Genomic DNA, 17,489 nt, shown 5'->3' on the forward strand with positions numbered 1-17,489 from the left:
CACCACTTGGGACAGTGGTAAGAGCCTGTCCTCTAATTACTAGAGAAGCAAAAGTATTACTTTTGTAGGAGAACATGTTAGACCATTAACTCGCACGAGTTAAGGCTGTGTCCGATGAAACAGGAATCCTGTGACTTTAGTCATGGGTAGTTCAAAACTAGAAGTTGAATCATTAAATTGAAATTCATACACAAAAGTAAAAGCTTTATTAGATGAAGAACCATCTTTAGCTATGATCTTATAAACTTCTGAAGTAGTAATAGTTCTAGGGTTACTATCCTCACTCAGGACGTAGTCGGTAATATTAGATGAAATAATGTATTCTTGTACTCCAGCTCCATAGGTTTTTTTAACATAGTAACCGCCCCAAACATCTCCCACCTTGTCCAATAGCCATTAGCCTATTAGTTGTTAACCGTCCCACCTCTATTCCATCTATTCCCCAGCAATAAATGATTTTATGTATCACTATTGATACACATATATCATTATGCTATAATAATGATATTACTAAATGTAGGAGGAGTTAATTTGGATAAAATAGCGCTGATAACGGACACTACAAGTGATTTAAGAAGTGAAGCCATAGGTAAATATAATATAAATGTATTGCCTTTTAGGATTATCTATTCTGATAGAGAATATCAGGATAACATAGATATTACGCCGCAAGAGGTTTATGATAATATGAAAAAAGAAGTACCTACATCCTCATTGCCATCAATGAAGGATATGGAGGAATTGTTTTTAAGATTAGAAGAAGAAGGATACACTCATGCTATAGCAGTAACGCTGTCTACTGGGTTATCGGGTATATTTAATGCAATGAAACTCACAAGTGAAAATCATCCAGGTATTATTACCCACGTATGTGATTCACAGTCCATTGCTCTTGGTGAAGGATTAATAGTAACAGAATGTGGAAAGTTAATACAAGAAGGAAAAAGTTTTGATGAGGTTGTTGCAGCTATTCCTTCTATTAAAAAGAGAATACATCTTTATTTTGTAGTAGGTACTTTAGAGTACTTGAAAAAAGGTGGAAGGATAGGGAAAGTTGCTGGCACAATAGCAGAGCTTTTAAACATAAAACCTATAATCTCAATAGATACAGACGGCAAGTATATCACAGCTGAAAAGGTAAGAGGTAGAAAACAATCTCTTAATAAACTTATTGAACTTACAAATAACATTTTAGATAAAAAAAAGTGTAAGGTTTATATAATGCATGGTGACGCATTAGAAGAATCTAAGAAAGTAATGGAAAAAATAGGGGAACATCCAAACGTTATCTCCATAGAATTTGGAGGATATATAAGTCCTGTATCAGGAGTTCATAGTGGACCCGGTTTAGTAGGAATGATTTGTATAGAGGAACCTTAGATAAAAGTGGCTGATATATTAAATAAAGAAAGTGAGATAGACATTAGGGCGCAGGAAAAAATACTGTACGTTGAATACAAGAAAAAACTTTTGGAACTTAGAAAAGTTAAAAAGGAAAAAGAGGCAGTGGGGCAAGTATTCACAAAAGGGTTACTACCTTTGTACGTGTTATTTATTTTAAGTTTAGGTGAAACTAATGGGAATGATATATCTCATAAAATTGGTGATCGAACAAATGGTCTTTGGATTCCTAGTACAGGCGGGATATATCCTCTTTTGAAAAGATTAGAAAAGGAAAAATTGGTTATTGGAGAATGGAATGATTCTAAGAAAGCACAAAAAATTTATAAAATAACTGATGAAGGTAGAGAGCAGCTAGAAAATAAAAAATACTTACTACAAGATAAGATTGAAGAAGCTTTAGAAGTATTTAAAATAATTTATAATGACTTATATAATTGAAAGAGGTGAAGGCATATGCCATTACCACAAGAAAATAAGAACTACACTTATGAAGATTATTTAAATTGGACAGAAGATGAAAGATGCGAATTAATTGAAGGAATAAAACATAGGCAAGAAGCACCAGTATGGCAGCACCAAGCAATTACTTTTGAGTTAGGCAGGCAATTCGGAAATTATTTGATAGGGAAATCTTGCAGAGCATTTACCGCCCCCTTTGATTTAATAATATCTGATGATGTAATTGAAGAAGCTAAGTCAAAAAATGTAGTTCAGCCAGATCTTTTAGTTATTTGTAATAAAAGTGGATTAAAAGGTACTGGATATTTTGGTGTGCCAGATTTAATTATTGAAGTATGCTCACCATCTACAATGAGAAATGACAAAGTTTTAAAGTTTGATAAATATGAAAAGATCGGGGTAAAAGAATATTGGATAATTGAGCCAGAAGGTAAATTTATAAGTATATTTACCTTACAGGAAAATAAAAGATATGGAAGACCTGAAATATATACAGAAGTTGATAACGTAAAGGTAGGTATTTTCGAAAATTTTATAGTTGATTTGAAATTGGGTTTTGGTTAATATCAAGTAGAGAATAGATAATGATTTATATAATTAAAGACTAAACATAAAAAGCTACTGGTGAATTCACCTGTAGCTTTTTATGTTATTTGTTATTGGAAACACATACTTCCTATATTAAAATGCTGATAAACGGATTATTATTTAGTTTTTTTATAATATCTTCAGGCATTTCCATTTTTTTAACTTGCATAAGAGGCAGAAGCGGATATAATCCATATAATTTCTTATTAATGATTAGGTCCTTCTTGAGCTCCCATACTTTAATATAGTAAGCCATTTCTAAACATGCAGGCTACCGCCTTAAACATATTTGGAAGTAAGTATAATCTAAATTAAAAGGAATGAAATTTTGGATTATGAGAAAACAAAAGGCTCATATAATACGTTCACGTATATATAGAAGTCTCTTACCGAGTCTAAAGAAATTAATTCGAATAAATTCTAAAACTTTTTTAAATCCTGACAAGTTCATCTTAAGAACTGCCCCCTGTCAAATTTGACAGGGGGCAGTTTTAATTACCATAGTTAAAGTATCTAGTGGACCCATAAATATTCTATTGATTGCATAGGGATTATCTATTCTTGAAGTAAATCCTGGATCTGTAGTTATTCCTAAATTATATCCTGCTGCATGTGTTGCTGACATTGTAGCAGAATTGTATGAACCCCTTAAATATGTTTACCTTTATATTATTCCAACTTACACAAATAATATTGAAAAATAAGCCTATCTAATTCTTGACTTAGAGAAACGACATCATTATCAACAAGACTTTCGGTAACTGCTACTAATTTTTCCAATTTATTTCTAAGCAATTCTATTTGTATACTCATAATTTCACCCTTTTCTTTTATTACATAAATATGATTTTAATACATAATAAACCAACATGCAATATATAATATAAAATAAATTGAATTCTAAATGAACAAATGGTTATGCTATATTTATTAACAAAAATTAACATAAAATTTGAATATAAATCAGAATATTTAAAATAATGTGATATAATTTACATAGTAATATAATAATATAATATTGGTCATAAGCTTGAGGAGGTTTTGTGACACTCAAAGTATTATTAAAAAATTAAAAGGATTAAGAAAAAAGTTTAAAAGAAAAAATATTAAATGGGGGGATAATTAAATGGTTAAAGTAAAAGGTGAAAAAATTCTTAGTTGGATAATGACATTAACTTTAATATTATTTAATTTTAGTGGTGTTATTGGAGTTAAAAGTGTAAAGGCAGCTGAAAGTGTTACCGCTACCGGAGTGTCCTTAGACAAGGCTACGCTTGGATTAGGTATTGGACAAGCTTCTACATTAATAGCGACAATATCTCCAGCTAATACTACTAATAAAGCTGTTACTTGGTCATCAAGTAATAATGCAGTAGCAACAGTATCTAATGGAGTAGTTACAGCAGTATCTTTAGGAACTGCAAGCATATCAGCTACAACAAATGATGGAAATATAAAATCATCATTATGTGTTGTTACAGTTACTGCAAACGCACCACCCGCAAATAAAACTTTTGACATAATAGGAATTACAGATTTTCATGGTCAACTTTTGGACTCAACAAATACAAAACCTATCGGAGCAGCGCTCTCGAAAGTAGTTAAAGATTTAAAAGCTACAAATCCAGATAGAACTCTCATCATTGGTGGAGGAGATTTATATCAAGGAACACCAGTATCTAATGTATTACGTGGAGTTCCAGTTCAACAAGTATTATCAAATATGGGTATGGAAGTTACAGCCCTAGGAAATCATGAATTTGATTGGGGTCTTGATGTAATTAATAATACTACCATGACTGGTGCAAACTATAGTATTGTTTGTGCTAACATGTACAAAAAAGGTACAAACGAAAGACCATATCAACCTTACAAAATAATTACAAAAGATGGCGTAAGGATAGCAGTTGTTGGAGCTATACTTAAAGATGCGCCAACTATAATTATGCCAGCTTTAGTATCTCCTTTTGATTTTAGAGATCCAGCTACAGAAATTAATGCATCTGTAAAAGAAATCAGAGATGGAAATCTAGCTGATATAGTAATAGCTGATGTTCACGATGGTGGAGACTCACTTAATGCAATAGTAGGAAAATTACATGGAGTAGATGCTGTGTTTGGTGGACATACACATACTATTGCAGATCTTGTAAATAAGGATGCAGATGGTAAGGATGTTCCCACAGTAATAGCAAATTCAACAGGTAAGGGTTATGTAGATTTAAAAATCACAGTTGATGCTGCTACTAAGGCACTTACTTTCTCAGCTAAAGGTCAAAATTATAAAGCACTTACAACCACAGTAACTTCAGCAACAGATCCTGAAGCTAAGAAAATTGTTGATGATGCTGGTGCAGATTTACTTCCAATATTTAATGAGGTAATTGGAAATGATGCGGTTGCTTATACAAGTGTACAAGTAGATGCACCTTATGGCGAATCTCAACTTGGAAATTGGATGGCAGACGTTGTAAAAAATTATCCAGGATCACCTGCAGAAGTAGGAATGGTTAATAACGGAGGTATTAGATTAAGTCCAATTCCAGCTGGAAATGTAACTGTTGGAACAATATTTAACATTATGCCTTTTGATAATATCATTAATACTACAACCATGACAGGCGCACAGCTAAAAATGATTTTTGAACAAGCTGTTCAAACAGATGGTAAAGGAATTCAAATTTCAGGAGTTAAATTCACATATGATTCTACAAAAATATCATATAAAGCAGCCGTAGTAGCAACAGATGGAACAATTACAACCCCAGAAGTACAAGGTAAAAGAGTAATTAGCATAATAAGAGAAAGCAATGGTACAGTTGTAAAAGATACAGATGTACTAAAAGTAAATGCACCAGATTTTGTTGCTACTGGTGGTGACGGCTTTACAGGATTTACGGCCGCATCCATAAAAAGTAGTTTATTAGATACACATTACACTGTACGAGATGCTTTAAATGACGATGTTAGAGCTAATAAGAAAATAACAGTTCAAATGAATAACAGAGTAGATAATCAAATGGTAGTTGTAGATCCTGTAGTTATGAGTATAGCAGAAGCTAGAACTACAACTAAAATAGCAGTTACACTTACAGGAACTGTTACATCTGTTAGTGGTAAAAATGTTTGGATGCAAGATAAAGGTATTAACCCAACAGCAGGAATCTGTGTATATAATTCTGCTGGATTTACTGCTAAAAAAGGTGATGTAATAACAGCAACAGGAAATTTATCAGTATATAGTGGATTATTAGAAATAACACCAACATCTGCAACTGCTGTAGTAACAGTAAGTAGTAATAATGTGGTTACGCCTAAGGAAGTTTTAGTAGGCTCTATTAATGACACTTTGCAAGGACAATTAATCAAAATTAAAAATGTAACTTTCACAAGCATAGACAATGCAGGTGCTTCTATGGCACAAGATTCAACAGGAAGCGTAAATGTATATGCAATGCCTGTCATAGCTGGACTCACTGTAGGAGATATTGCTGATGTAACTGCGGTTGTATCTAGATATAGTACTACACTAGAATTAGCAGTTGCTAGTGCAGCGGATGTAGTTAAAGTGGGAACACCACCACAACCAGCCGCTAAGATATCGATAATAGGAACATCAGACATACATGGAGCAATATTCCCACTAGATTACAACACTGGACTTGCAGCAAATGTAGGACTTGCAAAAGTCTCCACATATGTAAATAGTGTAAGAGCAACAAATCCAAATACAATGTTAATAGATAATGGAGATACAATTCAAGGAACGCCTCTATCATATTACTTTGACATGATAGATAAAACATCAGAATATCCAATGATGAAGGTAATGGGAGCCATGAAATATGACACATGGACACTTGGTAACCATGAATTTAATTATGGATTAGATACATTAAACAGAATTATAGGTGATGCTACTAAAGAAAATATCTCAGTATTATCAGCTAATACTTATAAATCTGATAATTCAAATCTTGTTAAGCCATATATAATGAAGTCATTCACTGTAAATGGTAAAACAACCAAAGTTGGAATACTTGGACTTACAACTAAAACTATACCAAGTTGGGAAGATCCAGCACATTATGCAGATTTACATTTTAATGATTTAGTACTTGAGGCACAAAAATGGGTTCCAATAATGAAAGCAGCTGGAGCAGATGTTATAGTAGCATCAATTCATAGTGGAATAGCGACTGCTAGCGATACAATTCCAGAAAACCAAGCTGATGCAGTAGCAAAACAAGTGTCAGGAATTGACGCAATTCTTTGTGGGCATGCACATACTGGTAAAACTTATTCATATACAAATCCAGCAGGAAAAGTTGTACCAGTAGTAGAACCAAAAAATGGTGATGGAATATTCTCTCAGATAGATCTTAATATCGATGCTGACGGAAATTATGTGGGAGTAACAGCATATAATGTTACATTACCTGCTACTACAGTTGCAGATCCTGCTATACTTGCTATTGCAAAACCATATCAGGATGCAACTCTTGCTTATACAAATACAGTAATAGGAAAATCAACAGCCATTTTTGAAGGAGCAAAGCAATTAGTACAGCCTTCAAGTATAATGGAACTTGTGAATAAAGTGCAAGCGAATGCTGCAGGAACAACGCTTTCAATAGCAGCTCCACTTAGCCCTACAGCAAAAGTACCACAAGGTGATGTTAAGAGACAAGATATTATGGGAGTTTATGTATATGAAAACTTCTTATATGGATTAAAAATGACTGGCAGTCAACTTAAAAATTGGCTTGAATGGTCAGTAAGATACTACGCACAAGTAGCAAATTCAACTGATCCAATAGTTAAGGATTCAGTACTAAATATTGCAGATTATAACCTTGACCAGTTATATGGAGCAACATATGATGTTGACTTAACTCAGCCGGCTTGCACAGTAGACTCTAAAGGAAAAGTAATCACCGGAAACAGAATAAAGAATTTAAAAATTAATGGCATACCTGTAGAGAACACAGAAATATTAAAGATAGCTATTAACAATTACAGATACAATGGTGGTGGTGGATTTATGGCTGCAGCGGGATTTGTACCTGGAAGTCAAGCAGTAATAAACGCTACTTTCTATGATTCAGCAAAAACTCTTGGAGATGATGGACAGGTTAGAAACATGATGTTCAAATATGTACAAGATAATGGAACCATTACTCCAACAAACAGTGAAAATTGGAAAATATCTACTATAGAAATTCCTAAAACTGTTTATGATCTTATGGTTAATGGAACCATATTAATAGGAACTAAACAATTTACTTTAGATTATGTTAATAATCCATTGCATGCTCAAGAAATCACTAGTGCAATAGCCGGTGGTGCAGCAATCTATATTAAGAATTTTGCAGGTACTTGGATAAACAATCTTACAGGATTACCATCAATGCCAATGTAGTAATCTGCAAAATCATAATTATAGACAGTAAAAAGTATAGACAATAAAAAACTACAGGTGAATTTAATTCACCTGTAGTTTTTTATTGCTATTTCTAAACATTAGGTTACACCCTTAAACATGCCACTTGCCACGTGGGTGGCACTGCTCTTAATCCTCACGAAAATCTAAATAAGAACTACCGTCTAGAGGAATTAAAGCTTGAAGTCCTGGTTTATCATTAACTAGGCCTATTGCATAAACCGTATAAAAACGCTGAGATTTTAGTGTTATATTAGGAACGTATAGAGCAGTAGTTGTGGTTCCAGTAGGTCTAGCTTCTATAGTATAGGTTCCAGGAGGAACTTGTATATAGTCAGTAGATTCTTTGTATTTAACATTCTTAAATAAAATTTTACCATCTGGTAATGTTATATCCACAGCGCCAGCATTGGGTGATAAATGAGTAAATTTGACATAAGCCATATTACTAGGGTTTTTTACTTTAGGTTCAAGCACAAGTAATAGATTAATGTTAGGCAACAATCCAATAGCAGCAACGGTATAAATTTTTTCAGGTGGAATAAAAAAATTTTTATTAAGTACAGGTGAGGTTTTAGTACCCGCAGCATATAATTTTATATTATAATTACCAGTCATAACCTCTACATAATCTGTAAAAACACCATAGGTAAGGTTTTTAAATTTTAACATATCATTAATATACACATCAACGGCTGGGGATTTAGGTGAAGCATGCAGAACTCTAAAATAAGAATTCATAGGTCCCACCCTATACATAGGGTTAACTCTGTACATATCATTAACTCTATACATTGGGTAAGGATCAATATAATTTTTTGGACAATAGAACATAAAAGGCTCCCTTCAAATATTTCTACTATATTAATATATGAAAAACAATCATAGAACGTTACTGAAATTAGAAAGTAGATTGTTTCCATTTTTATTTTTATTTAAGAAAATGTTTGAAAAGGTGCAACTATATTAGAAGCAAAACAGTTATATAATAGGATAAGTAGAAAAAATATCAATTACAGGATATTTTAGAAAATGTGTAAAAGTTAGAAAGCTCGGTCGTGGCTCCCACACGACGACCTCCTGGATGTGAAAATTTCCAATGTCAAAATGTGAACGAGTAAAGGCAGTTAAATAAAAGTGAAAGAGAAGAATAGCTGAGAGAACCTATTTTTCTCTTTTTTTATTCCACAGATTAATTAACTAACTAAATTAGTTATAACTAATTTAGTTGTAATAATTTATGAATCCCATAATAAACATAGAAGGGTAGAAAAATAAACTGAGCCTATATTTATTTTTTATTTTATTGATAATAAAAACTAAAAAAGTGCAACTATAATATAATCATAACCGTTATATAAATGTAAAATGAAAAAGGTATGAAATGTTTACAGTTTTAGATAATTTTTAGTAATTAATATATTGAAAAACATTTTAAAAAGGTGCAACTAAAATATGACTATAAACGTTATATAAATATAAAATAAGAAAACATGAGAAATGTTGGAAATTGAATGGAAAATCAGTTATTATTATTTTAAAAAATATCTTAAAAGTGCAACTAAAATTTAACCATAACCGTTATATAAGTGTAAGTTAAGAAAATAAATGTAATACATAAAAACATATGAAATATATGAAAATTAATGTAATACAGTTAAATTTTCTTAACATATTGAGATTTAACCAAAAGTGTTATATAATATAAATAACGTGAACTTTGTGTAAATAGGGTGAAATCGTCAGAATATTATAAAAAAAATGAAAATCTGGTAGAAGAATGAAATGATTTTAACAGAGATCATAAACACATTGAAGTCTTTAATTACTATGTTACTACAAAACTTAATTTAGTTTTATAGTAACAAAAAAATGGCTCTCTAGGGGGTGTAGTTAAAGAAAAATAAATTGTATTCTTTGAAAGAAGAAGACGATCACAATTAGGTTTTTATTTTCAAAAAATAAAAAACATATACCAATATGGGAGGGGACAAAACACATGATACAAATCAAAAAAACACTAAGCATATTTATGGCAGCGGTATTTGTAATGGCCGGATTATTAGGTAACATTACAGCAAACGCAGCTGCACTGGCTATTCCAACAATTAATTTCGTTGGATTAGATCATACACCACTAGTTGCTGGGGATAAAGAAGCATTAACAGTAACTGCAGTTAATTATGTGGGAAATGTACAATACGCAGCATATATTAAAGTTGCTAATGTATGGACTAAATTAAGTGGATATGGCGTACCTGTAGATTCAAAAACACCATATGTGTTACCAAAAACAAAAGCACTTTTAGCTGGAAAATACCCAGTTACAGTTTATGTAAGAAAAGCTAATGTAGTAGGTGCTAAATCAAGCGTATTTGCTGATTATGATACTACTTATTCATTAGCACTTAATTGTGTAGCTAAAAATACTAGCAGCATATACGTTGCTGGAAATGCAGAATGCCCAGTTGAAGGATTGAAATTAAATTTCAACGGAATTGATAACATAGGTGGAAAGGTTGGACCATACCTTTATCAACTATTCTCTATGAATACAGCAACAGGAGTATGGTCAACAGTATCAAGCGATTATTCTGCAAGTCCTTCATATACATTCGCAGCAGCAGGAAATTATATCGTTGTAGCACATGTTAAAACAGCAACTTCAACAAAAGCTTATGAAGCAGTAAAAGTATTTAACGTAACTGTTAAAGACGATGTACCTGCAACAGTAGGTGTAACTTCAGTAATTTTAAATAAAACAACAGATGCTTTAAAAGTAGGTGCAACAGATACTTTAGTAGCTACTGTTAATCCAGCAGCTGCAACAAACAAAGCTGTAACTTACAAATCTTCAGATGCTACAGTAGCATCAGTAGATGCTACAGGAAAAGTAACAGCATTAAAAGCTGGAATTGCAACAATCACAGTTACAACAGTAGACGGAAGCAAAATTGCAATATGCGCTGTTACTGTAACTACTCCAGTAGTAGTAGTACCAGTAACTGGAGTAACTTTAAATAAAACTACAGGTGATTTAACAGTAGCTGGAACAGAAAGTTTAGTAGCTACAGTGAATCCAACAACTGCAACAAACAAAGCTGTAACATATGCATCATCAGACGTTACAGTAGCAACAGTAGATGCTACAGGAAAAGTAACAGCAGTAAAAGCTGGAACTGCAACAATTACTGTTACAACAACAGACGCAAGCAAAACTGCAACATACGTTGTTACTGTTAAAGCTGCAGGAACAGTAGTAAATGTATTTACTACTACAGTTTTACACGCTACATTTGGAGCAACAGTAAACTTAACATTATCAGCTGATGGAGTTACAAACTTCCCAACAGCTACACAATACCAAATATTTGATGGTGTAAAACCATTATCAAATCCAACTGTCGTAGGAACTAGTACAACAGTTTGGCCAGAAAAAATTGCAGGAGATTTAGTAACTGTTAAATTAACTAATGCAGCTGGAACAGTAGTTGCAACAATAGATGCTAAATTAGGAGCAACAGGAACAATCGTAGTTGCACCTCCAGTAGAAGTAGTAATTAATGCAACAGTAAAAGCTGCTACATTTGGAGCAAACTTAACTGTTACTTCACCACTAGTTGGAGCAACTCAATATCAAGTATTTGATGGCACAACTGCAATAACAGCTATAACTGACTTAGGAAAAGTTAGAACAATTTTCCCAGTAAAAGCTGCTGGAGACATAGTTACAGTTAAATTATTAGATGCAACTGGAACAGTAGTTGCAACAAAATTAGTAACTTTAGTAGCTGGTCTTTAGAAAAAAAGTTTTTAAAGAACTTTAAGGCCTAATTAGTATTTAATTGTTAAGTTTAATTAGGTCAATTAATTATAAATTAAAAAAATAAACAAAAATTTATGGAGGTAAATATATATGAATAAGAAAATTACAAGTTCAGTTCTTGCTGCTTTAATGGTTGCAGGATCAACATCTTTCACAGCATTTGCAGCAATGCCTAATGGTACTGTTGTAATAGGTAGCAAAGCTTTTGACTTAGTGTATGCAAATGATCCAGCAAATGCTTCTGTTATAGGAGCTGCATTACTTGCAGGTGGAGAAGTTTATGTTAAAGATTTCGGAGGACAATGGATTGACAATGCTACTGGCTTAGCAATAGCAGCAACTATTATCCCAGCAGTAACTTATACTAATGCTGCAGGAACTACAAACTATAACCCTGGTGATGCTAATGTAACAGCAACAGTTGGAACAATAGCAGCTATTCCTGCTGTAACAGCAGCTGTTGGTACAACAGCTAATAATTTAGGATTACCTACAACTGTAGGTGTTACATTAAGTGATGCTACAACTGATTTCGCAAGCATTACTTGGGATACAACAGCATTTGATGGTACAAAAGTTGGAACAGTAATAGTAAATGGTACATTATCAGTACCAGCAGGAAAGACTTGGACATTAACTGCAGCTCAAAAAGCAGTAAGTGTAGCAGTTACAGTTGGCGCAGCTAAAATAACAGCAGCTTCAGTAAGTGCAATTAACAATTCAACAGTACAGATATCTGGAATACCTACTTCAGTAACTGAAGCTAGTATAGCAGCGAAGAAAATCACTTTAACTTCAGGAGATGTAACATTAACGGGAACATATGTTCTTGCAAGTTTAACTTCTACTGGAAAAGCTAACTTCTTATTAGATGCAAGCAAAAAGTTAACTGATGCTAGTACTTATGTTGTAAGTTCAGATTGGGCAGAATTTACTACAAATAGTTTTGTAGCTAAAGTTGTATCAGCTTATACAAATACATTTGATAAGATAACTACTAGCGTATCAGCTGGAACAACATCAAGTCTTTATTTTACCGCTAAGAATCAGTACAACGAAGTTATTAATACCGCTAATTTAGCAAATGTAAAAACAACTGTTACCGTAAATGGAATGCCATTAACGGCAACTACAGAATACACAGTATCAGCTTCAGGTGAAAAGGTTGTAGTAGCCATTTTAAGATTAACAAAAGAAAATGATATAGTATCTGTTAAATTTGATACTTATGATCAAGCACCATTGGCTACTGATGCTAAAGTTATTGCAACTTCATCAGCAACTTACACAGTTTTAAAAGCATCTACTACTGGAGCAGTTCCAACTACTATAACAAGTGTTGCTGGAACATATGCAAATGCAGTAAATGATCATAAATTAGGAGATCCTGCAACAGAAGTATTACCAACAGATAGTATTAAGTTAACTGCTGATGTTAGAGACCAGTACAACAATCCTGTAACAAGCGTTTCAACAGGTAATTTAATACGTTGGGTAGTAACTTCAGGAAGCGATTGTTTAGTAGCAGATATTACAGGTGACACAAATGTGAATACTGTACTATTTACAGCTGCAAAGGCTGGAATTGTTACAATTGATGCTTATAATATAGCAAATGGTACTAAGTCAACATATACAGTAACAATAGGAGCTTCAAAGCTTTCAGCTATAACTGCAGTTTCAGAAAGTGCATCAACTACTTATAATCAAGAGGATATAATTGCACAAAGAATATCTGCTAATAGTGGAGCAGTATTAGCTCCAGAAATGATAAAATATAATGTTGTTTCTAAAACAACTGGAGTTGTAGCAAGCGATGTTACTATAACAACTTCTGTAAGAGCTAAGGATGATACAACTGATTCATCTAAGAAAAAGGGAGATGTATTAGTAACTGTTAATAGTCTTAAATCTGGTACATTTGAAATTACTCCTTTTGTTGGAACATCATTTACAGATACTAATGCTATAAAAGCTGGTATGTTTACAGTTGCAACTACAGCTAATCCTAAAGTAACTTCTGTAGATCCAATTGCTGTCCCAGCATTAAAAGTTGCAACAACAACAAAAGTTGGAGTTGTAGCAAGAAATACTCATGGTGAAGTAGTTACATTAGCTTCAAGTGCAGTAAATGTTCAAATATATAAAGATGGTGCAGTTTCATCTGCTCTTACTGTATCCCAACTTGATTCTCTAGGTGCAGCAACTACAACTAATGTTAAACAATTAGGACTTTTAGCTTCAGCTGCTGGCAACTATGTTGTTAGAGTATCATTAGTTGGTTCAACAACATTCTATGATATTCCAGTTGTAGCAGAGAAAACTGTTCTTACTACAATAGATGCAGGTGTTGACATAACAAGTGGAGTAATAGCTGGTCAAATAAATGGTGTCAATGCTGACGCAACATATAAAGTGGTTGCAGTAAAAGACAATAAAGGAGACTTAATAACTCCTGATCTTGGTACAGCAAAAGGCCAATTATCAGCAACTATTGCTAAACAAAGTGGAGATGTAGATACTTTCGTTTTACCAACTGTAGGTTTAGTTTATTATAAGACTGTAAGTGGTAAATTGACAGAAACAACTGTTAAGGCTGATGCTGAGGGTATAGCATTAAAAATTGATGCTAATCTTGCTACAACACCAGTAAATGTTGATAAGAATGTTGCTGTAACTATAACAAATAATGGTTTAACTTCAGATGCAACTTTAGTAACTGGTTCATTAAATGTTATTGTAAAACAAGCAAGAGTATTAAAAGTTCTTGATGCTAAGGAAACTGCATTATATGTTGGGCTTAATGGTACAGCTACTGTTGATGTATCTACTAAAGATCAATATGGTGATTTCTTTGCTGTGAATCCAACTACAGATTTAACATTTGTAAGCAGTGATGCTTCAATAGCTAATGAATCAGCTTATGTAGGAATGGTTGATATTAAAGGTGTTGCTACAACAGATGTTACTAAGGCTGTTGCATACAGATTTAATGTAGCTGGATATAAATCAGGTACAGTAAATCTAGATGTTAAATCAGGTACAACACTAAAAGATACAGTTTCAGTAAATGTTGCACCGGCTTCATCATTAGTATCATCAATTCAATTAGTAAATAGCAAGTTAAATGCAGATGGTACTTATGGATATAAAGTTCCAAATAATAGTGCAAATGCTGCTACATTTACTGTGAAGGCATTAAATGCAAGTGGAAATGTAGTTTCAATTAATTCAGCAGACATTGTGTGGACATCAAGTAATAGTACAGTTGCTACAGTTGTAAATGGTGTAGTATCAACAGTAACATCAAGAACAGCTACTGCTGATACTAATGTTACTATAACAGCAGACGTATTTGGAGTTAAACAGTCAGTAGTATTAAATGTTGCTAAGGACGCTGCAGCTTTAGTTGATGGAACAACTGCTTTAACAAAAGCAGGTACAGTTACAGATTTAACTAAAATAGATGCAGATGCTACAACAGCTGGTATTCAAATAGCTCTTGATGGTAAAGTTACTGATGGAGAAAATGCAGATGGAACAATAACTCTTACATTTGCTGGTAAAGATCAGTTTGGAAATGCTACTTCTATAACAGCATTACCTGATGCTGCTATATCATACAATACTGAGGTTGCAAAAGTTGGACTAAGTGGAGATACAATAACAATTACTCCAGTATCTGTAGGTGCTACAAAGGTAAGACTTACAGTAGGAACTCAAGACATAACTGTTGATGTAAATATAGCTGATAAAGCAGTTGTTGAACAAGCAGCAAAAAATATTGCAGCAATTTCATCAATTGCAGCAGTAGTTGATGTAACAACTGATGGTTCAACAATAACATCTACTATAAAAACAGGACTAGGTGAAACTACTTTAGATAGTATCGCAACTATATCTAATTTAGTATCTGCTAATCTAGTTCCAACAAGTGTAACAATAAATGGTGTTCAATACACAGATGTATTGAATAACGTTAATGAGATAAAAGCTGCTATAGTTACTTTAACTGGTGCTACTGATTTTGCACATGTAACTTTATCACAACTTGTTAATAAGCCAATATCTATTACTGCTAATGGAACAACAATAAACTTAGCAGTAAAATAGTAAAAGTTCAACAATTTAGGATAATGAGTAATTAAATAATTAAAAGTCATCATATCTTTTGATATGGTGGCTTTTTTAGTTGCAGAAATAGTGGTAATTAAGTGGTGGTGAAAGAATGGAATAACATTGCTTCGTTATCACATATAAGCTATAATTTACACGTTATATTATATTATATTTTATAGGGTTATAGGTTGTAGAGTCAGTTGCATAGGAGGAATAATAAAATGAAAAACAAAAAAATTATAACTGGTATTTTAGCTTTGATTATAATAGTGATAGCAACAGTAGTAATAATATTAAATTTATCTAAGGTAACATATACTAAAGAGTTTAGATATCTTCCTAAATATAAGAATATGTTAGTAAATAAATTTGAGCCATCAAAGGGTGAACAACTTGGTAATGCTGTTTATTATGTATCAAATGGAGATTATGAAAAATACTTAACTAAATATCAAAAGGTCTTAGAAAAAGATGGTTGGAAGATAACGGTGGATAAAAAGCCAGTAAGCATAAAGACGACTAAGGAAAAGCATATAGCAACAATTAATGTAGTTAATGCAGATAAAAAACTCATGATACTTATATGGACTAAATAAAGTAAAAATAAATTTCCAGGTATTGAGAGAAGAGAGAACCGTCGTAATGGCGGTTCTCTCTTATTTTTTAATAATAGTGAAAATATGTGCTAAAAACATACATGAATGGAGATTTAAACATAAAATTTTTATAAAAGTGCAACTAAATTGCGGTGATTGTCGTTATATAAGTGTAAAATATGAAAATCTATCTACAAAATTATAATTTTTAAAGAAATAAAATCTTAATTAATATTTAATTAAGGGATCTAATAATAAATATCATAATCAAACCAAAAAAATGGAGGAATAAATAATGAATAAGAAATTTATAAGCACAGTTCTCGCTGCTTTAATGATAGCAGGATCAACATCTTTTACAACTTTTGCTGCAATGAATAAAGGTACAGTGGTAATAGGTAACAAAGCATTTGACTTAGGGTATGCTAATGACCCATTAAATGCAAACGAAATTACTAATGCACTAGTTACAGGTGGAGATGTTTATGTTAAAGATTTTAGTGGAGAATGGATAGACAATAATAACGGAGAAACTGTTGCTGCAAGTCTTATACCAGCTGTGGTTTACAAGAGTGCTACTGGGACAGTTATCTTTGATGCACATGATACAGACACAGGTTCGACAGTGCCAGATATAATTGCACCAGTTCTTAACAAAGTGTCGTTCACTATTGGACAACCTATTATAGCTAATAAAGATGCTAATGGTGATTATAAGGTGTCCCTAGCTGGTTTAAACAGTACTGATATGTTTACTACATTAACCTTAAATGCTAGTGAGAAAACTACTATAGAAATTAACTTTATGGGAGTGTCTCAAGCTGTTACAACAAATGATTCTGGTGAAGTTACTATTAATGTTGCTGATCTACTTGGAACATATGATCCTCAAAAAAATGGCATCTCAGTAGCAACTTTAAAAAATATTCTTGCATCTGTTGGGGGAACTGCCAAAGTAAATGGAACACTTACAGATACCTCAGGAAACATAAAAACAATAATAATCACTATTTCTGCTAACTAAATTCGTAAGGAAAAATTAAGAAAATATTGT

Annotated in this window: 12 protein-coding genes; 8 read left to right on the forward strand and 4 right to left on the reverse strand. The window is 32.6% G+C overall.

The features are described from left to right. Positions 1 to 99 precede the first annotated feature (99 nt). A complete protein-coding gene (locus VIM70_RS07460; RefSeq protein WP_414648682.1) occupies positions 100 to 381 on the reverse strand; it encodes a TcaA NTF2-like domain-containing protein in 282 nt (93 codons plus the stop codon). 150 nt (positions 382 to 531) lie between these two features. Here VIM70_RS07460 and VIM70_RS07465 point away from each other — a divergent pair, with 150 nt between their 5' ends. The 3 genes from VIM70_RS07465 to VIM70_RS07475 are packed head-to-tail and all read left to right on the forward strand — an operon-like array spanning position 532 to position 2,427. Continuing rightward, a complete protein-coding gene (locus tag VIM70_RS07465) occupies positions 532 to 1,380 on the forward strand; it encodes a DegV family protein (RefSeq protein ID WP_331945118.1) in 849 nt (282 codons plus the stop codon). Between the two features lie 15 nt (positions 1,381 to 1,395). Then, the gene (locus VIM70_RS07470) at positions 1,396 to 1,842 is read left to right on the forward strand and encodes a PadR family transcriptional regulator (protein ID WP_331945150.1); all 447 of its coding nucleotides are present in this window, start codon (positions 1,396 to 1,398) and stop codon (positions 1,840 to 1,842) included. Positions 1,843 to 1,857: 15 nt separating this feature from the next. Next, entirely contained in the window at positions 1,858 to 2,427 is a 570-nt protein-coding gene (locus VIM70_RS07475; protein ID WP_331945119.1) for a Uma2 family endonuclease, read from the forward strand. Positions 2,428 to 2,920: 493 nt separating this feature from the next. Here VIM70_RS07475 and VIM70_RS07480 read toward each other — a convergent pair whose 3' ends face one another. Continuing rightward, the gene (locus tag VIM70_RS07480; protein ID WP_331945120.1) at positions 2,921 to 3,076 is read right to left on the reverse strand and encodes a hypothetical protein; all 156 of its coding nucleotides are present in this window, start codon (positions 3,074 to 3,076) and stop codon (positions 2,921 to 2,923) included. A gap of 44 nt (positions 3,077 to 3,120) precedes the next feature. Next, positions 3,121 to 3,264, reverse strand: coding sequence for an aspartyl-phosphate phosphatase Spo0E family protein (locus VIM70_RS07485; RefSeq protein WP_331945121.1), 144 nt, complete (start codon positions 3,262 to 3,264; stop codon positions 3,121 to 3,123). Between the two features lie 313 nt (positions 3,265 to 3,577). On the opposite strand from VIM70_RS07485, the gene VIM70_RS07490 reads away from it, so the two are divergent. Next, on the forward strand, positions 3,578 to 7,873 hold the full coding sequence (locus VIM70_RS07490; RefSeq protein WP_331945122.1) for a 5'-nucleotidase C-terminal domain-containing protein: 4,296 nt from the start codon (positions 3,578 to 3,580) through the stop codon (positions 7,871 to 7,873). Positions 7,874 to 8,023: 150 nt separating this feature from the next. Here the strand turns inward: VIM70_RS07490 and VIM70_RS07495 are convergent, their stop codons facing one another. Then, entirely contained in the window at positions 8,024 to 8,728 is a 705-nt protein-coding gene (locus tag VIM70_RS07495) for a DUF4397 domain-containing protein (RefSeq protein WP_331945123.1), read from the reverse strand. Between the two features lie 1,165 nt (positions 8,729 to 9,893). On the opposite strand from VIM70_RS07495, the gene VIM70_RS07500 reads away from it, so the two are divergent. From VIM70_RS07500 to VIM70_RS07515, 4 genes are all read left to right on the forward strand, one after another. After that, positions 9,894 to 11,696 (forward strand): Ig-like domain-containing protein, encoded by a 1,803-nt coding sequence (locus tag VIM70_RS07500; RefSeq protein ID WP_331945124.1) that lies wholly within the window; start codon positions 9,894 to 9,896, stop codon positions 11,694 to 11,696. Between the two features lie 114 nt (positions 11,697 to 11,810). Beyond that, a complete protein-coding gene (locus tag VIM70_RS07505; RefSeq protein WP_331945125.1) occupies positions 11,811 to 15,833 on the forward strand; it encodes a beta strand repeat-containing protein in 4,023 nt (1,340 codons plus the stop codon). A gap of 227 nt (positions 15,834 to 16,060) precedes the next feature. Continuing rightward, entirely contained in the window at positions 16,061 to 16,435 is a 375-nt protein-coding gene (locus VIM70_RS07510) for a hypothetical protein (RefSeq protein ID WP_331945126.1), read from the forward strand. 295 nt (positions 16,436 to 16,730) lie between these two features. Next, positions 16,731 to 17,459, forward strand: coding sequence for a hypothetical protein (locus tag VIM70_RS07515; protein WP_331945127.1), 729 nt, complete (start codon positions 16,731 to 16,733; stop codon positions 17,457 to 17,459). Positions 17,460 to 17,489 lie beyond the last annotated feature (30 nt).

This window comes from Clostridium sp., from assembly GCF_036569345.1.
GTDB lineage: Bacteria > Bacillota > Clostridia > Clostridiales > Clostridiaceae > Clostridium_AD.